The 22530-nt window shown below is 69.0% G+C and carries 17 protein-coding genes; 10 read left to right on the top strand and 7 right to left on the bottom strand.

The annotated features are described in order from the left end of the window. Positions 1 to 33 precede the first annotated feature (33 nt). Positions 34 to 2346 (bottom strand): DNA translocase FtsK, encoded by a 2313-nt coding sequence (locus KS03_RS21160; RefSeq protein ID WP_012734885.1) that lies wholly within the window; start codon positions 2344 to 2346, stop codon positions 34 to 36. A gap of 299 nt (positions 2347 to 2645) precedes the next feature. Here KS03_RS21160 and trxB point away from each other — a divergent pair, with 299 nt between their 5' ends. Both trxB and KS03_RS21150 read left to right on the top strand, forming a co-directional pair. Further along, entirely contained in the window at positions 2646 to 3605 is a 960-nt protein-coding gene (trxB, locus tag KS03_RS21155; RefSeq protein WP_012734884.1) for a thioredoxin-disulfide reductase, read from the top strand. Between the two features lie 183 nt (positions 3606 to 3788). After that, the gene (locus KS03_RS21150) at positions 3789 to 4586 is read left to right on the top strand and encodes a Smr/MutS family protein (protein ID WP_012734883.1); all 798 of its coding nucleotides are present in this window, start codon (positions 3789 to 3791) and stop codon (positions 4584 to 4586) included. 219 nt (positions 4587 to 4805) lie between these two features. Here KS03_RS21150 and KS03_RS21145 read toward each other — a convergent pair whose 3' ends face one another. The 4 genes from KS03_RS21145 to KS03_RS21130 all read right to left on the bottom strand — a co-directional run bounded on the left by KS03_RS21145 (position 4806) and on the right by KS03_RS21130 (position 9212). Next, on the bottom strand, positions 4806 to 5924 hold the full coding sequence (locus KS03_RS21145; RefSeq protein WP_012734882.1) for an ABC transporter ATP-binding protein: 1119 nt from the start codon (positions 5922 to 5924) through the stop codon (positions 4806 to 4808). 112 nt (positions 5925 to 6036) lie between these two features. Next, a complete protein-coding gene (locus tag KS03_RS21140) occupies positions 6037 to 6894 on the bottom strand; it encodes a carbohydrate ABC transporter permease (protein ID WP_012734881.1) in 858 nt (285 codons plus the stop codon). Then, positions 6884 to 7825 (bottom strand): carbohydrate ABC transporter permease, encoded by a 942-nt coding sequence (locus KS03_RS21135; protein ID WP_012734880.1) that lies wholly within the window; start codon positions 7823 to 7825, stop codon positions 6884 to 6886. The genes KS03_RS21140 and KS03_RS21135 overlap by 11 nt, the downstream gene beginning before the upstream one ends. A gap of 139 nt (positions 7826 to 7964) precedes the next feature. Further along, a complete protein-coding gene (locus tag KS03_RS21130) occupies positions 7965 to 9212 on the bottom strand; it encodes an ABC transporter substrate-binding protein (RefSeq protein ID WP_012734879.1) in 1248 nt (415 codons plus the stop codon). Between the two features lie 526 nt (positions 9213 to 9738). On the opposite strand from KS03_RS21130, the gene zwf reads away from it, so the two are divergent. From zwf to KS03_RS21115, 3 genes are all read left to right on the top strand, one after another. Continuing rightward, positions 9739 to 11208 carry a glucose-6-phosphate dehydrogenase gene (gene zwf / locus KS03_RS21125; protein ID WP_012734878.1) on the top strand — a complete coding sequence of 490 codons (1470 nt, stop codon included), beginning with the start codon at positions 9739 to 9741 and terminating at the stop codon, positions 11206 to 11208. A 96-nt stretch (positions 11209 to 11304) separates the two neighbouring features. Further along, the gene (pgl, locus tag KS03_RS21120) at positions 11305 to 11985 is read left to right on the top strand and encodes a 6-phosphogluconolactonase (RefSeq protein ID WP_012734877.1); all 681 of its coding nucleotides are present in this window, start codon (positions 11305 to 11307) and stop codon (positions 11983 to 11985) included. Further along, positions 11963 to 13879 (top strand): bifunctional transcriptional regulator/glucokinase, encoded by a 1917-nt coding sequence (locus KS03_RS21115; RefSeq protein ID WP_012734876.1) that lies wholly within the window; start codon positions 11963 to 11965, stop codon positions 13877 to 13879. The genes pgl and KS03_RS21115 overlap by 23 nt, the downstream gene beginning before the upstream one ends. 176 nt (positions 13880 to 14055) lie before the next feature. Here the strand turns inward: KS03_RS21115 and KS03_RS21110 are convergent, their stop codons facing one another. Next, the gene (locus KS03_RS21110) at positions 14056 to 15270 is read right to left on the bottom strand and encodes a Bcr/CflA family multidrug efflux MFS transporter (RefSeq protein ID WP_035981709.1); all 1215 of its coding nucleotides are present in this window, start codon (positions 15268 to 15270) and stop codon (positions 14056 to 14058) included. A 280-nt stretch (positions 15271 to 15550) separates the two neighbouring features. On the opposite strand from KS03_RS21110, the gene KS03_RS21105 reads away from it, so the two are divergent. The 5 genes from KS03_RS21105 (at position 15551) to KS03_RS30300 (ending at position 21270) form a co-directional block, all read left to right on the top strand. After that, positions 15551 to 16006 carry a hypothetical protein gene (locus KS03_RS21105; protein WP_035981712.1) on the top strand — a complete coding sequence of 152 codons (456 nt, stop codon included), beginning with the start codon at positions 15551 to 15553 and terminating at the stop codon, positions 16004 to 16006. Between the two features lie 174 nt (positions 16007 to 16180). Further along, a complete protein-coding gene (gene hemL / locus KS03_RS21100) occupies positions 16181 to 17464 on the top strand; it encodes a glutamate-1-semialdehyde 2,1-aminomutase (protein WP_012734874.1) in 1284 nt (427 codons plus the stop codon). 18 nt (positions 17465 to 17482) lie between these two features. Continuing rightward, the gene (ribD, locus tag KS03_RS21095; protein ID WP_012734873.1) at positions 17483 to 18601 is read left to right on the top strand and encodes a bifunctional diaminohydroxyphosphoribosylaminopyrimidine deaminase/5-amino-6-(5-phosphoribosylamino)uracil reductase RibD; all 1119 of its coding nucleotides are present in this window, start codon (positions 17483 to 17485) and stop codon (positions 18599 to 18601) included. 26 nt (positions 18602 to 18627) lie between these two features. Continuing rightward, entirely contained in the window at positions 18628 to 19263 is a 636-nt protein-coding gene (locus tag KS03_RS21090; protein WP_012734872.1) for a riboflavin synthase, read from the top strand. A gap of 597 nt (positions 19264 to 19860) precedes the next feature. Next, complete coding sequence (locus KS03_RS30300) at positions 19861 to 21270, top strand: LysR family transcriptional regulator (RefSeq protein WP_080569286.1); 1410 nt, start codon at positions 19861 to 19863, stop codon at positions 21268 to 21270. Here KS03_RS30300 and KS03_RS21080 read toward each other — a convergent pair. After that, complete coding sequence (locus KS03_RS21080; RefSeq protein WP_012734871.1) at positions 21157 to 22461, bottom strand: Nramp family divalent metal transporter; 1305 nt, start codon at positions 22459 to 22461, stop codon at positions 21157 to 21159. The genes KS03_RS30300 and KS03_RS21080 overlap by 114 nt on opposite strands. Between the last annotated feature and the right edge of the window lie 69 nt (positions 22462 to 22530).

Here is a 22530-nt window from a genome sequence, read left to right as displayed (position 1 = left end):
CGGCGCGGCCGGCGGGGGTCCGGGTGGCCCGGATCACTCCGCGTCGCGCGCCGGCACCAGAATTTCTCGGTTGCCGCTCGACGACATCGCCGAGACGAGCCCCGATTGCTCCATCTGCTCGAGCAGGCGGGCAGCACGGTTGTAGCCGATGCGCAGATGGCGCTGCACGAGCGAGATCGAGGCGCGGCGATGCTTGACGACGATCTCGACGGCCTGGTCGTATAGTGGATCGGACTCGCCGCCCGCCTCGCCGGTTCCCGCGCCGGGCGAGCCTTCCTCGCCCTCGGCGGTGCCGCCCTCGAGCAGCCCCTCGATATAGTTCGGCTCGCCGTGCTCCTTGAGCTTCTCGACCACGCGGTGCACTTCCTCGTCGGACACGAACGCACCGTGCACGCGCACCGGCAGCCCGCTGCCGGGCGGCAGGTAGAGCATGTCGCCCATGCCGAGCAGCGATTCGGCGCCCATCTGGTCGAGGATGGTGCGCGAGTCGATCTTCGACGACACCTGGAACGCCATGCGGGTCGGCACGTTGGCCTTGATGAGGCCGGTGATCACGTCGACCGACGGGCGCTGGGTGGCGAGGATCAGATGGATGCCGGCCGCGCGCGCCTTCTGCGCGATCCGCGCGATCAGTTCCTCGACCTTCTTGCCGACCACCATCATCAGGTCGGCCAGCTCGTCGATCACCACCACGATGTTGGGCAGGCGGCCGAGCGGTTCCGGGTCCTCGGGGGTCAGGCTGAACGGGTTCGGGATCTTCTCCTCGCGCCGGGCCGCCTCGTCGATCTTGTGGTTGTAGCCGCCCAGATTGCGCACGCCGAGCTTGCTCATCAGCTTGTAGCGGCGCTCCATCTCGGCCACGGTCCAGTTCAGCGCGTTGCCGGCCTGGCGCATGTCGGTCACGACCGGGCAGAGCAGGTGCGGAATGCCTTCGTAGACGCTCATTTCGAGCATCTTGGGGTCGATCAGGATCATCCGCACCTGCTCGGCCGTGCTCTTGTAGAGCAGCGACAGGATCATCGCGTTGATCCCCACCGACTTGCCCGAGCCGGTCGTGCCGGCCACCAGCAGGTGGGGCATCTTGGCGAGATCGGCGCACACCGGCTTGCCGCCGATGTCCTTGCCGAGCCCCATGGTCAGCGCCGACGAGGCCGAGCCGTACACCTCGGAGCCGAGGATCTCGGACAGCCGCACCGTCTGGCGGCGCTGGTTCGGCAGTTCGAGCGCCATGTAGTTCTTGCCGGGGATCGTCTCGACCACGCGGATCGAGACGAGCGACAGCGAACGCGCGAGATCCTTGGCGAGATTGACGATCTGGCTGCCCTTCACGCCGGTGGCGGGCTCGATCTCGTAGCGCGTGACGACCGGGCCGGGGTAGGCCGCCACCACGCTCACCTCGACGCCGAAGTCCTTGAGCTTCTTCTCGATCAGCCGCGAGGTGAATTCCAGCGTGTCGGCCGAGATCGACTCCTGCGCCTGCGGCGCCGGATCGAGCAGCGAGACGGCCGGCAGCGTCGAATCGCCGGGCAGGTCGGTGAAGAGCGGCGCCTGGCGCTCGCGCTCGACGCGCTCGGACTTGGCCGGCGTGACCACCGGCGGCACGATCGTGACGGGCTCGTGCTCCTCGATGCGCACCCGCTCCTCTTCCACCTTGCCCTCGCGGCGCACCGCGGCGGCCTCGCCGAGCCGGCGGTCGCGCTCGGCCTCGCGACGCAGCTTGGCGAGCGTGAAGGCGTTGATGATCGCGTCGCCGACGCGCTCGCAGACCGACAGCCACGAGAACCGGAAGTACAGCGACAGACCGATCGCGAGCGCGACCAGCAGCGCCAGCGTGCCCCCCGTGAAGCCGAGCGCGTGCGACACGCCGCGCGCCACCGTCTCGCCGATCACGCCGCCCGGCGCGCGCGGCAGCGGCACCTTCAGCGACCACATGCGCAGCGCCTCGATGCCGTCGCTCGCGAGCAGCACCAGCACGAATGCCAGGCCCTCGGGAAGCCAGCCCACCGGCCGGGCCGGCTCGTCGTCGGGCACCGCCTCATGGCGCGTGATGCGGCGGTAGTTGGCGGCGATCCGGCGCGCCAGCAGCGCGACCAGCCAGTAGGCCGAGATGCCGAACAGCAGCAGCAGGATGTCGGCCGTCCAGGCGCCGACTCGGCCGGCCCAGTTGGCGATGTGGTCGACCTGGGCCGCGTGCGTCCAGCTCGGGTCGCGACGGCTGTAGCTCACGAGTGCCATCAGCAGGAACGCGAACACCGCGACCTGCAGAATCCAGCGAATCTCGACGAGCAGCCGCGACATGCGATGCGGCAGCGCCTGCGCCTGAGCCGTATAGGTAGCTTTTGCCATGAATCCGTGTAGAAGAGGCGCCCGCGCCGGGCCGCCGATCGTTCGATCGCGATTATTGTAAACGCTGGCGTGACACGGCAAGTGTAAATGACGGTAACGGCCCGATCGACGCATGCTATCGACGCCATTGAAACGCCGGCTCGGCGGCGCAGCACACGCCCCTTTATAATGCGCGTCTGGTACCCACCTACGGCATCGTGCCGGTGCGCCGCCGCTGTCTCGCGCCGCCCCGGCCCGCTTGCCCCTCGCCGCACGCCGCGTCATCCCGACCGTCCGGCCGCTTTTTACGGATCCTGCACATGTCCACCAAACACGCGAAAGTTCTGATTCTCGGTTCCGGCCCCGCCGGCTACACGGCCGCCGTCTACGCCGCGCGCGCCAATCTGTCGCCGCTGCTCATCACGGGCATCGCGCAGGGCGGCCAGCTGATGACTACGACCGACGTCGAAAACTGGCCCGCGGACCCGAACGGCGTGCAAGGCCCGGAGCTGATGCAGCGTTTCCTCGAGCACGCGGAGCGCTTCAACACGGAAATCGTGTTCGATCACATCCACACCGCCCGGCTCGACGAGAAGCCGATCCGCCTGATCGGCGATTCCGGCGAATACACCTGCGACGCGCTGATCATCTCGACCGGCGCCTCGGCGCAGTACCTCGGGCTCGCCTCGGAGGAGGCGTTCATGGGCAAGGGCGTGTCGGCCTGCGCGACCTGCGACGGCTTCTTCTACCGCAACCAGGACGTGGCCGTGATCGGCGGCGGCAACACGGCCGTCGAGGAAGCGCTCTACCTGACCGGGATCGCGAAGAAGGTCACCGTGATCCACCGCCGCGACAAGTTCCGCGCCGAGCCGATCCTGATCGACCGGCTGCTCGAGAAGGAAAAGGAAGGCAAGGTCGAGATCAAGTGGAACCACGTGCTCGACGAGGTCACGGGCGACGATTCGGGCGTCACCGGCGTGAGGATCAAGCACACCGGCACGGGCGAGACCGAGCAGATCGCGCTGCAGGGCGTGTTCGTGGCGATCGGCCACAAGCCGAACACCGACATCTTCCAGGGCCAGCTCGAGATGAAGGACGGCTACATCGTCACCAAGAGCGGCCTGGCGGGCAACGCCACGGCCACCAGCGTCCCGGGCGTGTTCGCGGCCGGCGACGTGCAGGATCACATCTACCGGCAGGCCATCACCAGCGCCGGCACGGGCTGCATGGCCGCGCTCGACGCACAGCGCTACCTCGAGAGCCTGCACGACGCGAACTGAGCGGCGCGGCGCGCGGCGACGCTACAATGAAGCCGCCGCGCACCGCACGCCCACCGCAGTCCGCCGGCCCGCCGACGTCCGCTGACGCCGCCGTGCCGGCCCAAGGCCGCTGCCGTGCGCAGCGGCCTTTTTCATTGGCGCGCGGCCGGCCCCGGCCGGCCGCCCTTCGATCCGTCGACCATCATGGCCAAGAACCAGCCCCACCCGAGCGACCCGGCCAAGCGCCGCGCCGCCGCCCCCGTCCGGCCCGCCGAGCCGATCGTGCCGGCCCCCGCCGCGACCGCCGCCGCGTTGAAGCACCACGGACTGGCCGCCCTCGGCTCGCTGCGCGATGCCCTCAAGGGCGAGGCCGAGCGGCAGGCGCGCGCGCTCGCGCAGGCGCAGCGCGACGCGCGCGAGGCCGAGGCCGACGCAAACCTGTTCCGCCACGAGATCGGCGCGATCACGCCGCTCGCCGCCCCTGCCCGGGCCGCCGCCCGGCGTGATCCGCCCCAGCCGCTGCCGAAGCAGACGCGCCGTGACGAGGAGGCGGTGCTGTCGGAGACCTTGTCCGACGAATTCGATCCGGAAACGCTGCTCGACTCCGACGAGAGCCTTTATTACCACCGCCCAGGCGTCAGCCGCGACGTGGTCCGGAAGCTGCGCAGCGGCGCCTGGATCGTCCAGTCCCAGCTGGATCTGCACGGCATGCGCCGCGACGAGGCGCGCGAGGCGCTCGCCACGTTCATCCGCGAAGCCGGCAAGAAGGGGCTGCGCTGCCTGCGCGTGATCCACGGCAAGGGACTCGGCTCGATCGGCAAGGAGCCGGTGCTGAAGGGCAAGGTCCGTGCGTGGCTGGTGCAGAAGGAGGAAGTGATCGCATTCTGCGAGGCGCGCGGCCACGACGGCGGTGCCGGCGCGGTGCTGGTGCTGCTGCAGCCGGCCTCGGCGCTCGGCGCCATCACCTCGGGCGAGCGCGGCTCGCCGCGCGAGGCGCGCTGAGATCGCCCGTATCGGGCCGCCGGCGTCCCGACGGCATTCCGACAGCGGACCGGCCACAGCGTGCGGCCCGCCTACCGCCCGCCTTCTGCTGCGCGGTGTGCCCGCCATCGCCTGCGGTTGCCCGGCTTCGGTGCCCAAAAAGCAACGGGCCGCCCGCAGGCGGCCCGTGTTCGATCCGGCATGCGGGGCGACAAGCGCCCCGGGGCACGCCTCAGCGCATCAAGCGATCCGCGCTTCCGTGGCCGGATCGAACGCCACCGCCTTGGACACGTCGAACAGCAGCTTCAGCCGCTGTTGCGGCTGCGGATTCGCGGCCGGGTGGACGCGGCTCACGATGCGCTTGCCGTTGACCTGCGCGAACACGTGCGTGTCCGGGCCGGTCGGCTCGGTCACGTCGACGATCACGTCGAGCGGCTGCAGCGCCGAGGCCTGGCCGTCGTGCGCGTTGCGCGCGTCGGTGATGCGCTCCGGGCGCAGGCCGAGGATCACCTCGCGGCCGAGATGGCCGTTCAGCTTGGCGCGCTCGAACGGCAGGTTCAGCACGCCGCGCGTGGCGCCCGTGTCGATCTCGAGGCCCACGCCGCTGCCCTGCTCCACCAGCTTGCCGTTGATGAAGTTCATCGGCGGCGCGCCGATGAAGCCGGCCACGAACAGGTTCGACGGCGAATCGTAGATGTCCTGCGGCGCGCCGAACTGCTGCACCACGCCGTCCTTCATCACCGCGATGCGGTCGCCGAGCGTCATCGCCTCGATCTGGTCATGCGTCACGTAGACGATGGTGGTGCCCAGACGCTGGTGCAGCAGCTTGATTTCGGCGCGCATCTCGATGCGCAGCTTCGCGTCGAGGTTCGACAGCGGCTCGTCGAACAGGAACAGCGAGGGATCGCGCGCGAGCGCCCGGCCCATCGCCACGCGCTGGCGCTGGCCGCCCGACAGCTGGCCCGGCTTGCGGTCGAGCAGGTGCTCGATCTGCAGCATCGCAGCCACGCGGTCGACGATCTGCTTTTGCTCCTGCTTGGGCACCTTGCGGATGTTCAGGCCGAACGAGATGTTCTCCTTGACCGTCATCGACGGGTAGAGCGCATAGGACTGAAACACCATCGCGATGTCGCGATCCTTCGGCGACAGGTCGTTGACGACCTTGCCGCCGATCCGGATCTCGCCCTTCGTGACCGTCTCCAGGCCGGCGATCATGTTGAGCAGCGTCGACTTCCCGCAGCCCGAACCGCCGACCAGGATCAGGAACTGGCCGTCCTCGATATCGATGTCGACGCCCTTCAGGACCGGCACCCCGTTCGGATAGGTCTTGTACACGTCACGGATGGAAAGGCTTGCCATGCTGTGAATCCTCTGTCTCGGTGCGGCGCCGCGCGCCGCGTCTGTTCTGCGCGCCGCGCGCCCTGCATGCGCGGCCGGTAGGTTCGGAAATCGTTCGGGAAGGCCGCGCCCGTCAGCCCTTCACCGCGCCCGCGGTCAGCCCGCGCACGAAATAGCGGCCGGCGATCACGTACACGAGCAGCGTCGGCAGCGCGGCGATGATCGCGCCGGCCATGTCGACGTTGTATTCCTTCACGCCCGTCGACGTGTTCACGAGATTGTTCAGCGCGACCGTGATCGGCATCGAATCGACGCCGGAGAACACGATGCCGAACAGGAAGTCGTTCCAGATCTGGGTGAACTGCCAGATCAGGCAAACCATGAAGATCGGCAGCGACACCGGCAGCAGGATCCGCGTGAAGATCGTGAAGAAGCCCGCGCCGTCGATGCGCGCGGCCTTCACCAGTTCGGCGGGCACGCTGACGTAGAAGTTGCGGAAGAACATGGTGGTGAACGCGATGCCGTACACCACGTGCACCAGCACCAGCCCGGTGGTGGTGTTGGCCAGGCCGAACAGGCCCTCGACGCGCGCCATCGGCAGCAGGATCACCTGGAACGGGATGAAGCAGCCCACCAGCAGCAGCGTAAACAGCGCGTCCACGCCGCGAAAGCGCCAGTGCGTGAGCACGTAGCCGTTGAACGCGCCGATCAGCGACGAGATCAGCACGGCCGGGATCACCATCTTCAGCGAGTTGAAGAAGAACGGCTTCATGCCGTCGCAGCGCACGCCGGTGCAGGCCGTGCCCCAGGCCTTGAGCCACGGATCGATGGTCCAGTGGGTCGGCGGCGTGAGCAGGTTGCCGGTGCGCAGCTGGTCGAGATCCTTGAAGGACGTGGACAGCATCACGTAGAGCGGCAGCAGGAAGTACAGGGCGAACAGGATCAGCACCGCGTAAATGACGCCGCGGCTTATCGTCATCTTAGGCTGCATTGCGCGTGCTCCTCGATTCCATATACATCAGCGGCACGAGCACCGCGACCACGGTCACGAGCATCATCACCGACGAGGCCGCGCCCACGCCGAGCTGCCCGCGATTGAACGAATAGGTATACATGAACATGGCCGGCAGCGACGACGAGGTGCCGGGGCCGCCCGCCGTCAGCGCCACGACGAGGTCGAAGGTCTTGATCGTGATGTGGCAGAGAATCAGCAGCACCGAGAAGAACACCGGGCGCATGCTCGGGATCACGATCTTGCGGTAGATGGTGGGCAGCGTCGCGCCGTCCACCTGGGCCGCCTTGAAGATCTCGCCGTCCACGCCGCGCAGGCCGGCCAGGAACAGCGCCATCACGAAGCCGGTCGATTGCCAGACCGCGGCGATCACGACGCAGAAGATCGCCTTGTCCGGATCGTCGAGCCAGCCGAACGAGAAGCTGGTCCAGCCCCAGTCCTGCAGCACCTTCTCGAGGCCGAGGCCGGGATTCAGGATCCACTGCCAGGCGGTGCCGGTGACGATGAACGAAAGCGCCATCGGATACAGGAACACCGCGCGCAGCGCGCCCTCGTTGCGGATCTTCTGATCGAGCAGGATCGCGAGGAACAGGCCGAGCACCACGCAAATCGCGATGAACGGGATGCCGAACCAGCCGAGATTCGCGGCGGACGTCCACCAGACGTCGTTCTGGAACAGGTCCGTGTAGCGGCCGAAGCCGTCGAACGTATAGTTGGGCAGCAGTCGCGACTTGGTCAGCGACAGATAGCCGGTGATGAGGATGAAGCCGTAGATGAACACGACGGCGATCGCGATGCTGGGGGCGAGCACCAGCTTCGGGATCCAGCGATCGGCCAATGCGGAGAGCGGCGACGGATGGCGGCCGACGTGGTCGCGACCGGATTCGTTTCCGCTGAGAGGGGCAGCCACTTGATTCGACTCCTGAAACGGGGCGCCGGCCGCCTGGCGAGGCGCACGGCATCGGGGTGCGGCGCGGGCCCGCGAGAGCCCGCTTGCCTCGCTTCGGGCGGTGCCGGCGTGAAGCCTGCCGGCGCCGCCCGCTGCGCGATTACTTCACCTTGGCGGCCTTGGCGAGTGCCGCCACCGCGGCCTTCGGATCTTCCTGCGAGTTCATGAACTTGGTCACGACGTCCGAGATCGCGCCGGCGGTGGCATCGCCCTGCGCCATGCCGTGCGCCAGCGAGGGCACGTAGCCGCCCGCCTTCAGGGCGGCCTGCTCATCCGCGTAGGACTTCTTCGCGCAGTCGTCGAACTTGTCCATCTTCACGCCCAGGCGCACCGGAATCGAGCCCTTCAGCAGGCTGAACTGCTCCTGGAAGCCCGGCGTCATGATGGTCTTGGCGAGCGCCAGCTGGCCCGGCGTGGCCTTGTCCGAACCCTTCTGCTGGAAGAACACGAACGAGTCGACGTTGAACGTGTAGCCGTTCGCGGTGCCCGGCACCGGCGCGCAGATGTAGTCCTTGCCCGACTTCTTGCCGGCGTTCTCGAACTCGCCCTTGGCCCAGTCGCCCATGAACTGCATGCCGGCCTTGCCGTTGATCACCATCGCCGTGGCCAGGTTCCAGTCGCGGCCGTTGCGGCTCGGGTCGAAGTAGCCCTGGATCTTGCGCACCGTGTTGAACACGTCGAGCATCTTCGGCGAAGTCAGCGTCGCCTGGTCGAGATCGACGAGCGCCTTCTTGTAGAAGTCGGCGCCTTCGGACAGCACCACGTCCTCCCACAGCGTCAGATCCTGCCACGGCTGGCCGCCCATCGCGATCGGCTGGATGCCGGCGGCCTTCATCTTGTCGGCGACCTGGAAGAATTCCGGCCAGTTGGTCGGCACCTTGCCGCCCGCCTTGTCGAGCGCGGCCTTGTTGATGTACAGCCAGTTCACGCGATGCACCGAGAACGGTGCCGCCACGTAGTGGCCCTTGTACTTGATGATCTTGTCGATTTCCGGCGGCAGGTTCTGCTTCCAGTCACCCGCGACCGAGTCGATGTTGACCAGCACGCCCTGGTCGGCCCATTCCTGAATCAGCGGACCCTTGATCTGCGCGGCCGACGGTGCGTCGCCGCTGATCACCTTGGTCTTCAGCGCGGTCATGGCCGCCGCGCCCGCGCCGCCCGCCACCGCGAAATCCTTCCACACGTAGCCCTGCTTCTGCAGGTCGTCCTTCAGCACGCCCACTGCCTTCGACTCGCCACCCGAGGTCCACCAGTGCAGCACCGTCACGTCCTCGGCCGCCTGCGCCGTGGCGGCACCGAACATCAGGCCTGCGGCGCACAGCGCGCCCATCATCGCGCGAACTTTCATTGACTTATCTCCTCCAGATTGGATTGAACCAACTCGTAAGGCTTTCGACTCCGCGAAAGCCGGCTTGCTCGGGAACCTGCATAACGACACCACCGGAATGACATGCCGCGGACGACCGGAACCGGTCGGGCCGTTGCCGGCCGCGGGCGCTCAGGAACTGAGTGGATCGAGATTCAAGGCTTGTCTCCTCCGATCTTGATGGTTCCGGGTACGCCGTCGCGCGACACCGAACCTCGGGGCCGTCGCGGACCGGCGCACGATGCGTTTCGCCAATGTCCTTTAACATTCGGTCTCGGCGCGTTGCCGCCCGGACCGTCCCGGCACGAAGAGCGCGCTTCCCCGATCGATCGTGTGCGCTTCTTTTTCTTCGTTCAGGTCTACCCCTTGCGGCGGATTGTAGTTAAACTACAATTCAGTGTCAAAAATATTTTTATCGCACTACGGTTCCGATTCGTACCCGCCGCGCCCGCCGGATCGAGGTCGCAGGCATGCCGTGGTGGGGGCACTTCCAACCGGGCGGAGACACATGCAAACCGATTCCAGCTTTACCTTCGTTCTGTTCGGCGGCACCGGCGACCTGTCGATGCGCAAGATCCTACCCGCGCTGTTCGAGGCGCACCGCGCCAACATGCTCGCCGAGGCGGGACGCATTGTCGCGGTCGCGCGCCACGAGTCGGATCGCGCCGCCTATCACCGCTGGGTCGAGGAACACGTGAAGCCGCATGCGAGGAAGGCGTCGGGCAGCGCGTTCCAGGAGGCCGACTGGCAGCGCTTCCTCGCGCGCATCGACTATGTCCATCTCGACCTCGGCCGCCCGGCGGATTACGAGGTGCTGCGCGATGCGATCGGCACGCTGCCCGGCACGCGCGTGTTCTACCTGGCCACCGGCCCCTCGCTGTTCGAGCCGATCTGCAAGGCGCTGGCCGGCGTGGGCCTGAGCGAAGGCGCGCGCATCGTGCTCGAGAAGCCGCTCGGCTACGACCTCGCCTCGTCCAACGAAATCAACGACGCGGTGGGCGAGATCTTCGCCGAGGACCAGATCTACCGGATCGACCACTATCTCGGCAAGGAGCCGGTACAAAACCTGCTGGCGCTGCGCTTCGGCAATGCGCTGTTCGAGCCGCTGTGGCGCCGCGAGTGGGTGGAGAGCATCCAGATCACGATCGCCGAGGAACTCGGCGTGGAAGCGCGCGGCGATTTCTACGACAACACCGGCGCGCTGCGCGACATGGTGCAGAACCACCTGCTGCAGCTGCTGTCGATCGTGGCGATGGAGCCGCCGCATTCGATGGATTCGGATTCGGTGCGCGACGAAAAGCTGCGCGTGCTGCGCGCGCTCAAGCCGGTCGACCCGCGCGACATCAGCAAGGTGGCCGTGCGCGGCCAGTACCACAGCGGCACCATCAAGGGCACCCAGGTGCCCGCCTATGCCACCGAGCCGGGCGTGAAGCCCGACAGCACGACCGAGACCTACGTCGCGCTGAAGGTCGAGATCGAGAACTGGCGCTGGGCCGGCGTGCCGTTCTTCCTGCGTACCGGCAAGCGGCTCGCCGATCGCGTCGCCGAGATCGTGGTCAACTTCCGCGCCGTGCCGCATTCGGCGCTCGGTGCCTCCGCGCTGCGCGCCGGCGCGAACCGGCTGGTGATCCGGCTGCAGCCGAACGAGTCGATCCGCCTCTACTGCCTCGCCAAGCAACCCGGCGAGGGCATGAACCTGGCGAGCGTGCACCTCGACCTCGCGTTCGACCAGTTTTTCAAGGAAGGCCAGATGGAGGCCTACCAGCGCCTGCTGCTCGACGTGATCAACGGACGCCTCGCGCTGTTCGTGCGGCGCGACGAGCAGGAAGCCGCCTGGCGCTGGGTCGAGCCGATCCAGAACGAATGGCAGAAATCGCTGAAGCCGCCGAAGCCCTACGCATCGGGCACCTGGGGGCCGGCCGCCGCGAGCGCGATGCTCGCCCAGCACGGCACCTGCTGGCTGGAAGAAGAAAACTGAGCGAAACCGCGATGCGGCGGCTCGCGGCCGGTCGGCCACGCCGCGGCATCGGCAATCCATGATGTCCGAAATCAATAAGAGCAGCCTGGAGGAGAAGTGATCGAGCTTCACGCATTCGAAAGCCCGCACGCGCAGTGCGAGGCGCTCGCGCAGGCGGTGCGCGCGGCGCTGGAAGCGCCGCTCGCCGAGCACGCGCGCGCGACGCTCGCCGTGTCGGGCGGCACCAGCCCGCGCCCGTTCCTGCAAACGCTGTCCCGCTACCCGCTCGACTGGGCGAAGGTCGACGTCACGCTGGTGGACGACCGCTGGGTGGCCGACACCGACGGCGCGAGCAACGCACGGCTGGTGCGCGACACGCTGCTGCAGAACGCAGCGGCCGCCGCCCGCTTCCAGCCGCTCGTCGACGTCTCGCGCACGCTCGACGCCCAGGTCGCCGCGCTGAACGCCGACCCGGCGTACCGGCTGCCGCACGTCGCCGTGCTCGGCATGGGCGAGGACGGCCACACCGCCTCGCTTTTCGCCGACGCGCCCGAGTGGGAACTGGCGATCAGCACGCCGGCGCGCTACGTGGCCGTGCATCCCGGCGCCGCGCCGCATCCGCGCGTGAGCCTGTCGCTCGACGCGCTGCGCCACGTCGAGCGCCTGTTCCTCCTGATCGCCGGCGCCCGCAAGCGCGAGGTGCTGGAGGCCGCCGCCGCGGCGCCGCAGCGCAACGCGATTTCCCAACTGGCCAACGACAAGGGGACCAAGCTCGATGTCTACTGGTGCGCAAACTAAACCGGCAGCGGGCCAGCACGCCGACGGCCCGCGCCTGCTGGCCGACATCGGCGGCACCAACGCGCGCTTCGCGCTCGAGGTCGGCCCCGGCGAGATCACGCAGATCCGCGTCTACCCCGGCGCCGACTACCCGACGCTGACCGACGCGATCCGCAAGTATCTGAAGGACGCCAAGATCGGCCGCGTCAACCACGCGGCGATCGCGATCGCGAACCCGGTCGACGGCGACCAGGTGCGCATGACCAACCACGACTGGAGCTTCTCGATCGAGGCCACGCGCCGCGCGCTGGGCTTCGACACGCTGCTCGTGGTCAACGATTTCACCGCGCTCGCAATGGCGCTGCCCGGCCTGACCGACGCGCAGCGCCAGCAGGTGGGCGGCGGCACGCGCCGCCAGAACAGCGTGATCGGCCTGATGGGGCCGGGCACCGGGCTCGGCGTGTCGGGCCTGATCCCGGCCGACGACCGCTGGATCGCGCTCGGCAGCGAAGGCGGCCATGCCAGCTTCGCGCCGATGGACGAGCGCGAGGACCTGGTCATGCAGTACGCGCGCAAGAAGTTTGCGCACGTCTCGTTCGAGCGCGTTTGCGCGGGGCCCGGCATCGAGCTCGTCTACCGGGCACTGGCCGGGCGCGACAAGAAGCGCGTGCCGTCGGGCTTCGGCACGCCCGAGGTGGTCGAGCGGGCCCATGCGGGCGATGCGCTCGCGCTCGAGGCGGTGGACGTGTTCTGCGCGATCCTCGGCACCTTCGCGGGCAACCTCGCCGTCACGCTCGGCTCGCTCGGCGGCGTCTACATCGGCGGCGGCGTGGTGCTGAAGCTCGGCGAGCTGTTCCTGAAGTCGCGCTTTCGCGAGCGCTTCGAGCAGAAAGGGCGCTTTTCCGAGTACCTCGCGAACGTGCCGACCTACCTGATCACCGCCGACTATCCGGCATTCCTCGGCGTCTCGGCGATCCTCGCCGAGCAGTTGTCGAACCGCACGGGCGGCGCCTCGTCGGCCGTGTTCGAGCGGATCCGCCAGATGCGCGACGCGCTCACGCCGGCCGAGCGCCGCGTGGCCGACCTCGCGCTGAACCATCCGCGCTCGATCATCAACGATCCGATCGTCGACATCGCGCGCAAGGCCGACGTGAGCCAGCCCACCGTGATCCGCTTCTGCCGCTCGCTCGGCTGCCAGGGGCTGTCCGACTTCAAGCTCAAGCTCGCCACCGGCCTGACCGGCACCATCCCGATGAGCCACAGCCAGGTCCATCTCGGCGACACGGCCACCGACTTCGGCGCGAAGGTGCTCGACAACACGGTCTCGGCGATCCTGCAGCTGCGCGAGCACCTGAACTTCGAGCACGTCGCGCAGGCCATCGAGATCCTGAACGGCGCGCGGCGCATCGAGTTCTACGGGCTCGGCAACTCGAACATCGTCGCGCAGGACGCGCATTACAAGTTCTTCCGCTTCGGGATTCCGACCATCGCCTACGGCGACCTCTACATGCAGGCCGCCTCGGCCGCGCTGCTCGGCAAGGGCGACGTGATCGTGGCCGTCTCGAAGTCGGGCCGCGCGCCCGAGCTGCTGCGCGTGCTCGAAGTGGCGATGCAGGCCGGCGCCAAGGTGATCGCGATCACCTCCAGCAACACGCCGCTCGCCAAGCGCGCGACGGTGGCGCTGGAGACCGACCACATCGAGATGCGCGAGTCGCAGCTGTCGATGATCTCGCGGATCCTGCACCTCGTGATGATCGACATCCTGGCGGTGGGCGTCGCGATCCGGCGCGCCGCGCCGAACGCCGAGATCACCGAGGCGGTCGCGCAGGCGCGCTCGCGTGCCGGCGACGACGAATCGGCCGACGTGCTCGACTGGCTCAGCCACGGCGCGGCGCCCGCGGCCGCGCGCGAATGAAGCGGCGCGCGCCGCCGCCGGGTCGCTGAAGCGGCGCCGGGCCGGCACCGCGCGGGTCGATCCCAAGCCAAGACAAGCCGGGCCGGCGCTTTCGGGCGCCGGCCCGGTGTCGTTTCGCGCTTCGCCTTGCGGCTTCGGCCGCGGGCGCCTTCCCGTGCGTCCCGCGGTGCGCGGCCTCAGTCGCCGCGCACCGGCCGGCCGTGCCAGCGCAGCACGAGCCTGCGGCCCATCAGGCACAGCGCGCCCGTGATCGCGATGGTCACGCCCATGCCGAACGGCGTGCCGTCGGCCAGCAGCCCCACCACCGCGCTCGCCACGGCGCCCAGCCCGAGCTGCATCGCCCCGAACACGGCGGCCGCGGCCCCCGCGTTGTGGGGATAGCGGTGCATCAGATCGGTCGAGCAGTTGGCCGACAGCAGGCCGATCACGCCGACCACGAAGAACAGCCCCGCGACGATCGACCAGAGCCCGCCGATCCCCGTCAGCGCGAAGAACGCCACCGCGAACGAGGCGATGCTGCTCACCAGCGAGGCCGCCGAGATCAGCCGCAGCGAGCCGAGCCGGCCGACCACGCGCGTGTTGATGAAGTTGCCGATGATGATGCCGATGATGTTCAGGCCGAACAGCAGGCCGTAGTGCTGCGCCGAGACGTGGAAATACTCGATGTAGACGAACGGCGTGGCGGTGATGTACGTGATCATCGAGGCGAACGCCATGCCGCCGCAGAGCATGTGCCCCCAGGCCACCGGATCGCCGATGATGCGCCCGTAGGACGCGAACGAGCCCAGGATCGCCGAAGACCGGCGCCGCTCCTTAGGCCAGGTCTCCGGCACCTTCAGGAACGCGGCGATCGCGCAGCCGAGGCCGAACACCGCCAGCACCACGAACACCGTGCGCCAGCCGGCGAAGCGCAGGATCTGCCCGCCCAGCAGCGGCGCGAGCAGCGGGCCGACCGAGGTGACGATGGCCACCATCGACAGCACGCGGGCCGCGTCGGCCGGTTCGTGCGCGTCGCGCGCGATGGCGCGCGACAACACCGAGGCCGCGCCCGCGCCGAGCGCCTGCAGGAAGCGCAGCACGATCAGCGCGCCGATGCTCGGCGCCACGAAGCAGCCGACGCCCGCCACCGTGAACAGCACGATGCCGCCGAGCAGCACCGGCCGGCGCCCGAGCGCGTCGGACAGCGGGCCGTACAGCAGCATGCCGAGCGAGAAGCCCGCAATGAAGCTGGTGAGCGTCCATTGCACGGCCGCCGCGCTGGTGCCGAGGCTCTCGGCCACCGACGGCATGCTCGGCAGGTACATGTCGGTGCCGATCGGACCACAGGCGGCGAGCGCGCCGAGCAACAGGATGAGCCGGGCGTCGGGCCGGCGCCGTACCAGATTCGACATGGGAAATTCTCGGGAGCGGCCGGGACTTCGCCCGCTTCGGCTCGCTTCGCCGCGAGGCGGTTCGACGCGATTCGGCGCGGCCCGGCTCGGGCGGGACGGGCGGCCGGACGGCCGCCGCAAAGCGGTAATTGTACGCGCTTGTCCGAAATCGTTCGTCCGGCCCCGCCGCCGGGCCGGTGCACGCGCATCGACGCGGCGCCGGCGGCGATCGGGTAAGCTCGCGCAGGCGCTGCCCCCGAATTCGCGCCCCCCGCCCGAGAACCCCGTTGACCCGACCGACATGACCGCCTTCCTGCTGATCTGGAGCCCCCGGAAATGGCCGTGGCCCGAGTTGCCCGAACTCGCCGCGCGCGTGCGCGCCGGCGAGGCCGTGCGCGACGTCTGGGGCTGCGGTTTCTCGCGCAGCATCCTGCCCGGCGATCGCGTGTTCCTGCACCGCGTCGCCCAGGAGCCCAGGGGCGTGTTCGGCTCCGGCTACGTGACGCGCGCGCCCTACGAGGTCGCCGACGCCGGCACGAAGCGCGGCTACCGGCTCTGCATCGACTTCGTCTACGACTGGCTCGTGGACGGCCACGCCGAGACCGTGATCCCGCGCGACGCGCTGCGCGTGCATCCGTTCTCGGTGCAGACCTGGGACGCGCAGACCTCCGGCATCTCGATCAAGCCGGTGGCCGAGGGCGCACTGGAAAAGCGCTGGGCCGAACTGACCGGCCGGCGCAAGCCCCCGCCGCTGTAGCGGGCCGAACACGCCCGCGCGCGCTGGCGCCCCGCCCCGGCCGGCGACCCGCCGCGCCACTCTTCGGTACAATCTGCCCATTGTGTTCGCACGGTTTCGTGCGTTCGCGGCTGGGACGACGCGGCGGTCGTCGCGCCCCGCCCGGCCGCCGCCTCTCACCGCGGGTCCTTATCCATGTCGAACAATCAAACGCTCTTCGAACGCGCCCAGCGAACCATTCCCGGCGGCGTCAACTCGCCCGTGCGCGCCTTTCGCTCGGTGGGCGGCACGCCGCGCTTCGTGTCGCGCGCGCAAGGCCCGTACTTCTGGGACGCCGACGGGCAGCGCTATATCGACTACATCGGCTCGTGGGGGCCGATGATCGTCGGCCATGTTCATCCCGAGGTGCTGGCCGCCGTGCAGGCCGTGCTCGCCGACGGCTTCTCGTTCGGCGCGCCCACCGAGGCCGAGATCGAGATCGCCGAGGAGATCTGCAAGCTGGTGCCCTCGATCGAGCAGGTGCGGATGGTATCGAGCGGCACCGAGGCCACCATGAGCGCGCTGCGCCTGGCGCGCGGCTTCACCGGCCGCAGCCGGATCGTGAAGTTCGAGGGCTGCTACCACGGCCACGCCGACAGCCTGCTCGTGAAGGCCGGCTCGGGCCTGCTGACGTTCGGCAACCCGACCTCGGCCGGCGTGCCCGCCGACATCGCCAAGCACACCACCGTGCTCGAGTACAACAACGTGGCCGAGCTCGAAGCAGCGTTCGGCGCGTTCGGCGACGAGATCGCCGCCGTGATCGTCGAGCCCGTGGCCGGCAACATGAACCTCGTGCGCGGCACCGCCGAATTCCTGAACGCGCTGCGCGCGCTCTGCACGAAGCACGGCGCCGTGCTGATCTTCGACGAGGTGATGTGCGGCTTCCGCGTCGCGCTCGGCGGCGCGCAACAGCACTACGGCATCCAGGCCGACCTGACCTGCCTGGGCAAGGTGATCGGCGGCGGCATGCCCGCCGCGGCGTTCGGCGGGCGCCGCGACATCATGGCGCAGCTCGCGCCGCTCGGCGGCGTCTATCAGGCCGGCACGCTGTCGGGCAACCCGATCGCCGTGGCCGCGGGCCTGAAGACGCTGCAGCTGATCCAGGCGCCCGGCTTCTACGACGCGCTCGCCGCGCAGACGAGGCGCCTCGCCGACGGCCTCGCCGCCGAGGCGCGCGCGGCCGGCGTCGCGTTCAGCGCCGATGCGATCGGCGCGATGTTCGGCCTCTACTTCACCGAGGCCGTGCCGACCAGCTTCGCCGACGTGACCCAGAGCGACATCGCGCGCTTCAACCGCTTCTTCCACCTGATGCTCGACGAAGGCGTCTATTTCGCACCGTCCGCGTATGAGGCCGGCTTCGTCTCCAGCACCCACGACGACGCCGTGATCGACGCGACGCTCGCCGCCGCGCGCCGCGCCTTCGCCGCGCTGGCCGCCTGACCTACCACGGAGCACCGGATGTTCTCGGATACCGATTTCGCGCACATGCAACGCGCGCTCGACCTGTCGTCGCGCGGGATGTATACGACCACGCCGAATCCGCGGGTCGGCTGCGTGATCGTGAAGGACGGCGTGGTGATCGGCGAGGGCTACACGCAACCGGCCGGGCAGGATCACGCCGAGGTGCAGGCCATGAAGGACGCGCGCTCGCGCGGCCACGACCTGCGTGGCGCAACCGTCTACGTCACGCTCGAGCCGTGCAGCCACTTCGGCCGCACGCCGCCGTGCGCGCAGGGGCTGATCGACGCGCGCGTAGCCAGGGTGATCGCCGCGATGGAGGATCCGAATCCGGCCGTCTCCGGGCGCGGCCTCGCGATGCTGCGCGACGCCGGCATCGAGGTGCGCTGCGGGCTGCTCGCCCAGGAAGCGCACGAGATGAACATCGGCTTCGTCTCGCGCATGACGCGTGGCCGCCCGTGGCTGCGAATGAAGATCGCCGCCTCGCTCGACGGCCGCACCGCGCTGCCCACCGGCGAGAGCCAGTGGATCACCGGCGAGGCCGCGCGCCGCGACGGCCACGCGTGGCGCGCACGCGCCTGCGCGATCCTGACCGGCATCGGCACCGTGCTCGAGGACGATCCGCGGCTGACCGTGCGCGACATCGACACGCCGCGCCAGCCGCTGCGCGTGCTGGTGGACAGCCGCCTCGACCTGCCGCTCGACGCGAAGCTGCTGGCCGGCGCGCCGATCCTCGTGTTCTGCGGCAGGCTCGACGCCGCCAGCGAGGCCCGTGCCGCCGCGCTGCGCGATCGCGGCGCCGAGGTGATCCCGCTCGCCGACGCGAACGGCAAGGTCGACCTGCCCGCCATGCTCGCCGCGCTCGGCAGGCACGGCATCAACGAACTGCACGTGGAGGCCGGGCACAAGCTGAACGGCTCGCTGCTGCGCGAGGGCTGCGTGGACGAGCTGCTCGTCTATCTGGCGCCCACCCTGCTCGGCCCCGAGGCGGCCGGCATGTTCAATATCGCGACGCCGCCCACGCTGGCCCAGCGCACGGTGCTGCAGTACCACTCGATCGACCGGATCGGCGACGACCTGCGCGTGCTCGCGCGGCTGGCCGGCGCGCCGGCCTCCTGATTCTTCTCGTCCACGGAATTCACACGATGTTTACCGGAATCGTCGCGGCTGTCGGCCGCATTGAAACCATCGCCCCGCTCGGCAACGGCGCCGATGCCGGCGTGCGCCTCGTCGTCCACGCCGGCGGCCTCGATCTCGACGACGTCGCGCTCGGCGACAGCATCGCGATCCAGGGCGCCTGCATGACGGCGATCGAGAAGACGGCGCAGACCTTCACCGTCGACGTGTCGCGCGAGAGCCTGAACCGCACCGTGGGGCTGACCGAGCCGGGCGAGGTGAATCTGGAGAAGGCGCTACGCGCGCACGACCGGCTCGGCGGCCATATCGTCTCGGGGCACGTGGACGGGCTCGGCACGGTCACGCATTTCGCGCCGGTGGGCGAGTCGCACGAACTGCGCGTGCTGGCGCCGAAGGCACTCGGCAAGTATCTCGCCCATAAAGGCTCGATCACGGTCAACGGGGTGAGCCTGACGGTGAACGCGGTCGCCGATCGCGAGGACGGCTGCGAATTCTCGATCAATCTGATTCCGCACACGGTGCAGATGACGACGCTGCGCCATCTGAAGCCGGGAGTGAAAGTCAATCTCGAGATCGACATGATCGCGCGGTATGTGGAGCGGATGCTCGGGGCGTCTCGGGATGCCGCCAGCCCGTTGCAGTAACCCTCTCCTTGCGACCCGGCCGTCTGCCGCGGCCTCGCGGAATCCGCCCGGCTGACGGACGACGGCAGGCAGACGGAGCGCGCTCGACGGCCGCGCCTGGCCGACGCGATCGGCAGGCCGACGCCGTGATCGGCCGCGCGCCTTGCCTTGCGGCCCCGCGCGCACGCCGCTGCGGCTGTGCGGCCCCGCGTAGCTCGAGTCGGCGCGATCGAACGCGTCCACGCGCGCGCATGCTCCACTCTCCATTCGCAGCGGCCATCGGCGGCCCCTTTTCCTGGTGCCTCGTGAACCCACCGCGCAGGAAGCGCCCCAGCCGCACGAGCGACATCGGCTCGCAGGCTGTTCGACCACCGCCGGCAGCCTTCATGTCCTGCCCCCCGCCGCCGCTCCGACCGGCGGGCAAAGCCATCGCAATCCTCGCGGATTGCCACCGGCAAGGCTTGCGGTGACGTGCGCGCCGCGCAGCGGCAAGACGCCCTGAAAGACAGACTTCGGCCTCGCGATGACGGGCGACGATCCGCGTCGCTCCGCGCTCCACTCGGACATGCGCGCCGCTCGCCTGCGGCCACGGCTGCCGGGGCGCAGACGAATCGTGCGATGCGTGGCCTCGGCTACGCCCGGGCACTTTTTCCGACTATTTTTCCAATCATTTTCAGGCGCGACTCCAATACGCTGGCGCGCCCTATTCAATGTTTTACTTCGTATCCATTCGCGATTTTCCGAATGCCGTACAGCGGAAGGCAATTTGCGGATATCCCATGTTTTCTCGGCGATCCATGCCGGCACGCTTCGGACTACACTGCGAACGAGTTACCCGGTTTCATTCAAGGACGCGTTAACACCTTCTCATTGGAGACACGGCCTCTTATGAAAAATATAACAATTCGCCAACTCAAGACTTTCGAAAGTGTTGCACGCAACTTGAGCTTCTCGCGCGCGGCCGAGGACCTGCACCTGACCCAGCCCGCCGTCTCGATGCAGATCAAGCAGATGGAGGACCAGGCGGGCGTGTCGCTGTTCAGCCATGCCGGCAGGCGGATCTCGCTGACCGAGGCGGGCCAGCTGCTGTTACGTCACAGCAGGGTGATCCTTGCCGATTTGAAAGCCGCCGAACAATCGCTGGCCACGCTCAGGATCGGCGGCGGCGAGCAGATGCGCGTCGGGCTCATCACCTCCGGCAGCTATTTCTTTCCGCACCTGATCGGTGCGTTCATGCAGGGCGAGACGGGCTTCGAGCTCAACATGACGGTGCGCAGCCGCGACCAGCTGATCGCCCTGCTGCGCAACGACGGCATCGATCTCGCGATCCTGGTCCACGCGCCGGAGGACACCGCGATCGTCGCCGACGCCTTCGCGCCGAACCCGTTCGTGCTGGTCGCCTCGCCCGTCCATCCGCTGGCCGGTGCGCACGACATCCCGTCCGAGCGCATCGCCGGCGAATGCCTGCTCGTCAGGGAGGCCGGCACCGACACGCGCAGCGCCGCCGACGACGCGTTCCGCGGCCAGCCGTTCGCGCCGCGCTTCATGGAGATCGGCTGCGCCGAGGCCATCAAGCAATCGGTGATGGCCGGCATGGGCATCGGCTGCCTGCCCGTCCAGACCGTTCAGTCGGAGCTGCGCGCGGGCCTGCTGGCGATCCTCGACGTGCAGGGCTTTCCGCTGCGGCGCTGCTGGCGCGTGGTGCATCGCGCCGATCGGCACCTGCCGCCGGCCGCGCTGCGCTTCCGGCAATTCCTTCTGGCCGAGGGCGGCGCGCGGCTCGCGCATTTCACGGGAATCGACAAGCTACATACGGGCATGGATCGTCAGCGCCAGCCGCTCGCTGCTCCGTCTGCTCGGCCGATGGTCGCCGGCAGCGCCGGGCTCGAGGTGGCGCTGCGCACGCGCGCGCTGCTACGCGACGACGGCCTGCCAGATCAGCATCGCGTTCAGGACCACGATCACGCCGGTGGCGAGGCCGGCGGCAACCAGCAACCCGCGGCCCGCCACGAATCGACCCATCACTGAGCGGCGCGCCGACAGCACCACCAGCGCGACGAGCGGCACCGGCAGGACCAGGCTCAGCACGATCTGGCTGTCGATCATGGCGCGCATCGGATTGCAGGTCAGGCAGACCACCACCGCCGGCACCATCGTGACGAGGCGGCGCGCCATCACCGGCATGCGCATGCCGACGAAGCCCTGCATGATCGACTGGCCGGCCAGGGTTCCCACCACCGAGCTGGAAATGCCCGAGGCCAGCAGCGAGACCAGGAACAGCGCGGCCGCGCCGGTGCCGAGCACGGGCGTCAGCGTGTGATAGGCGGCCGTGATGTCGGAGATGCCGGGCGCATGCTCGCGAAACACCGAGGCCGACATCGCCACCATCGCGAGGTTCACGAAGCCGGCGAAGCCGAGCGCGATCGCCACCTCGCGGTTCGAGAAGCGCACCAGGCGCCGGCGCTGCTGGTCGTTGCGGGCCGGCGCGCGGTTCTGCGTGAGGCCCGAGTGCAGATAGATGGTGTGCGGCATGATGGTGGCGCCGACGATGCCCACGGCCAGCATCAGCGCCTCGCTACCGTGCAGATGCGGCACGAGGGTGTGGAAGATCGCGGCGTGCCAGTCGGGCGGCGCGATCACGAGTTCGCCCAGGTAGCTCAGGCCGATCACCGTGATCAGCGCCGCGATCACGATCTCGAGCGGGCGGAAGCCGCGCGCGTCGAGCGACAGGATGCCGATCGTGACCACGCCCGTGATCGCGAGCCCCCAGCCGATCGCGAGATGGAACAGCAGCGCGATGCCCATCGCGGCGCCCATGAACTCGGCCAGGTCGGTGGCCATCGCCGCGATCTCGGAGCCGACCCACATGCCGATCACGAGCGGCTTCGGGAAGGCCTCGCGGCAGAGTTCGGCGAGGCTGCGCCCGGTGACGATGCCGAGCTTGGCCGACATCGCCTGGAACAGCATCGCCACCAGCGAAGACAGCAGCACCACCCACAGCAGCTCATAGCCGTAGGTCGAGCCGGCCTGGATGTTGGTGGCGAAGTTGCCCGGGTCCATGTAGCCGACCGAGGCGATCACGGCCGGCCCGGCGAACGACAGCAGCGCGCGAGCGCCGCGGCGCCGGTGGTCGAGCACCTCGCGCATCGCGCTCACGGTGTCGGTGGTCGCCGTGCCGGACAGGGCATAGCCGGCGGTTCGTTTGATTGCCATCAGCATGATGAGGGCCTCTTCCCGGCATGGCCGGGTCTCGACAAGGGATTCCGAATCCGCCGCGCGGCAGCCTCG

This window comes from Burkholderia glumae LMG 2196 = ATCC 33617 (assembly GCF_000960995.1).
GTDB lineage: Bacteria > Pseudomonadota > Gammaproteobacteria > Burkholderiales > Burkholderiaceae > Burkholderia > Burkholderia glumae.
Note: the sequence above shows the minus strand (reverse complement) of the source record. Positions and strands in the feature narration are given on the sequence as shown.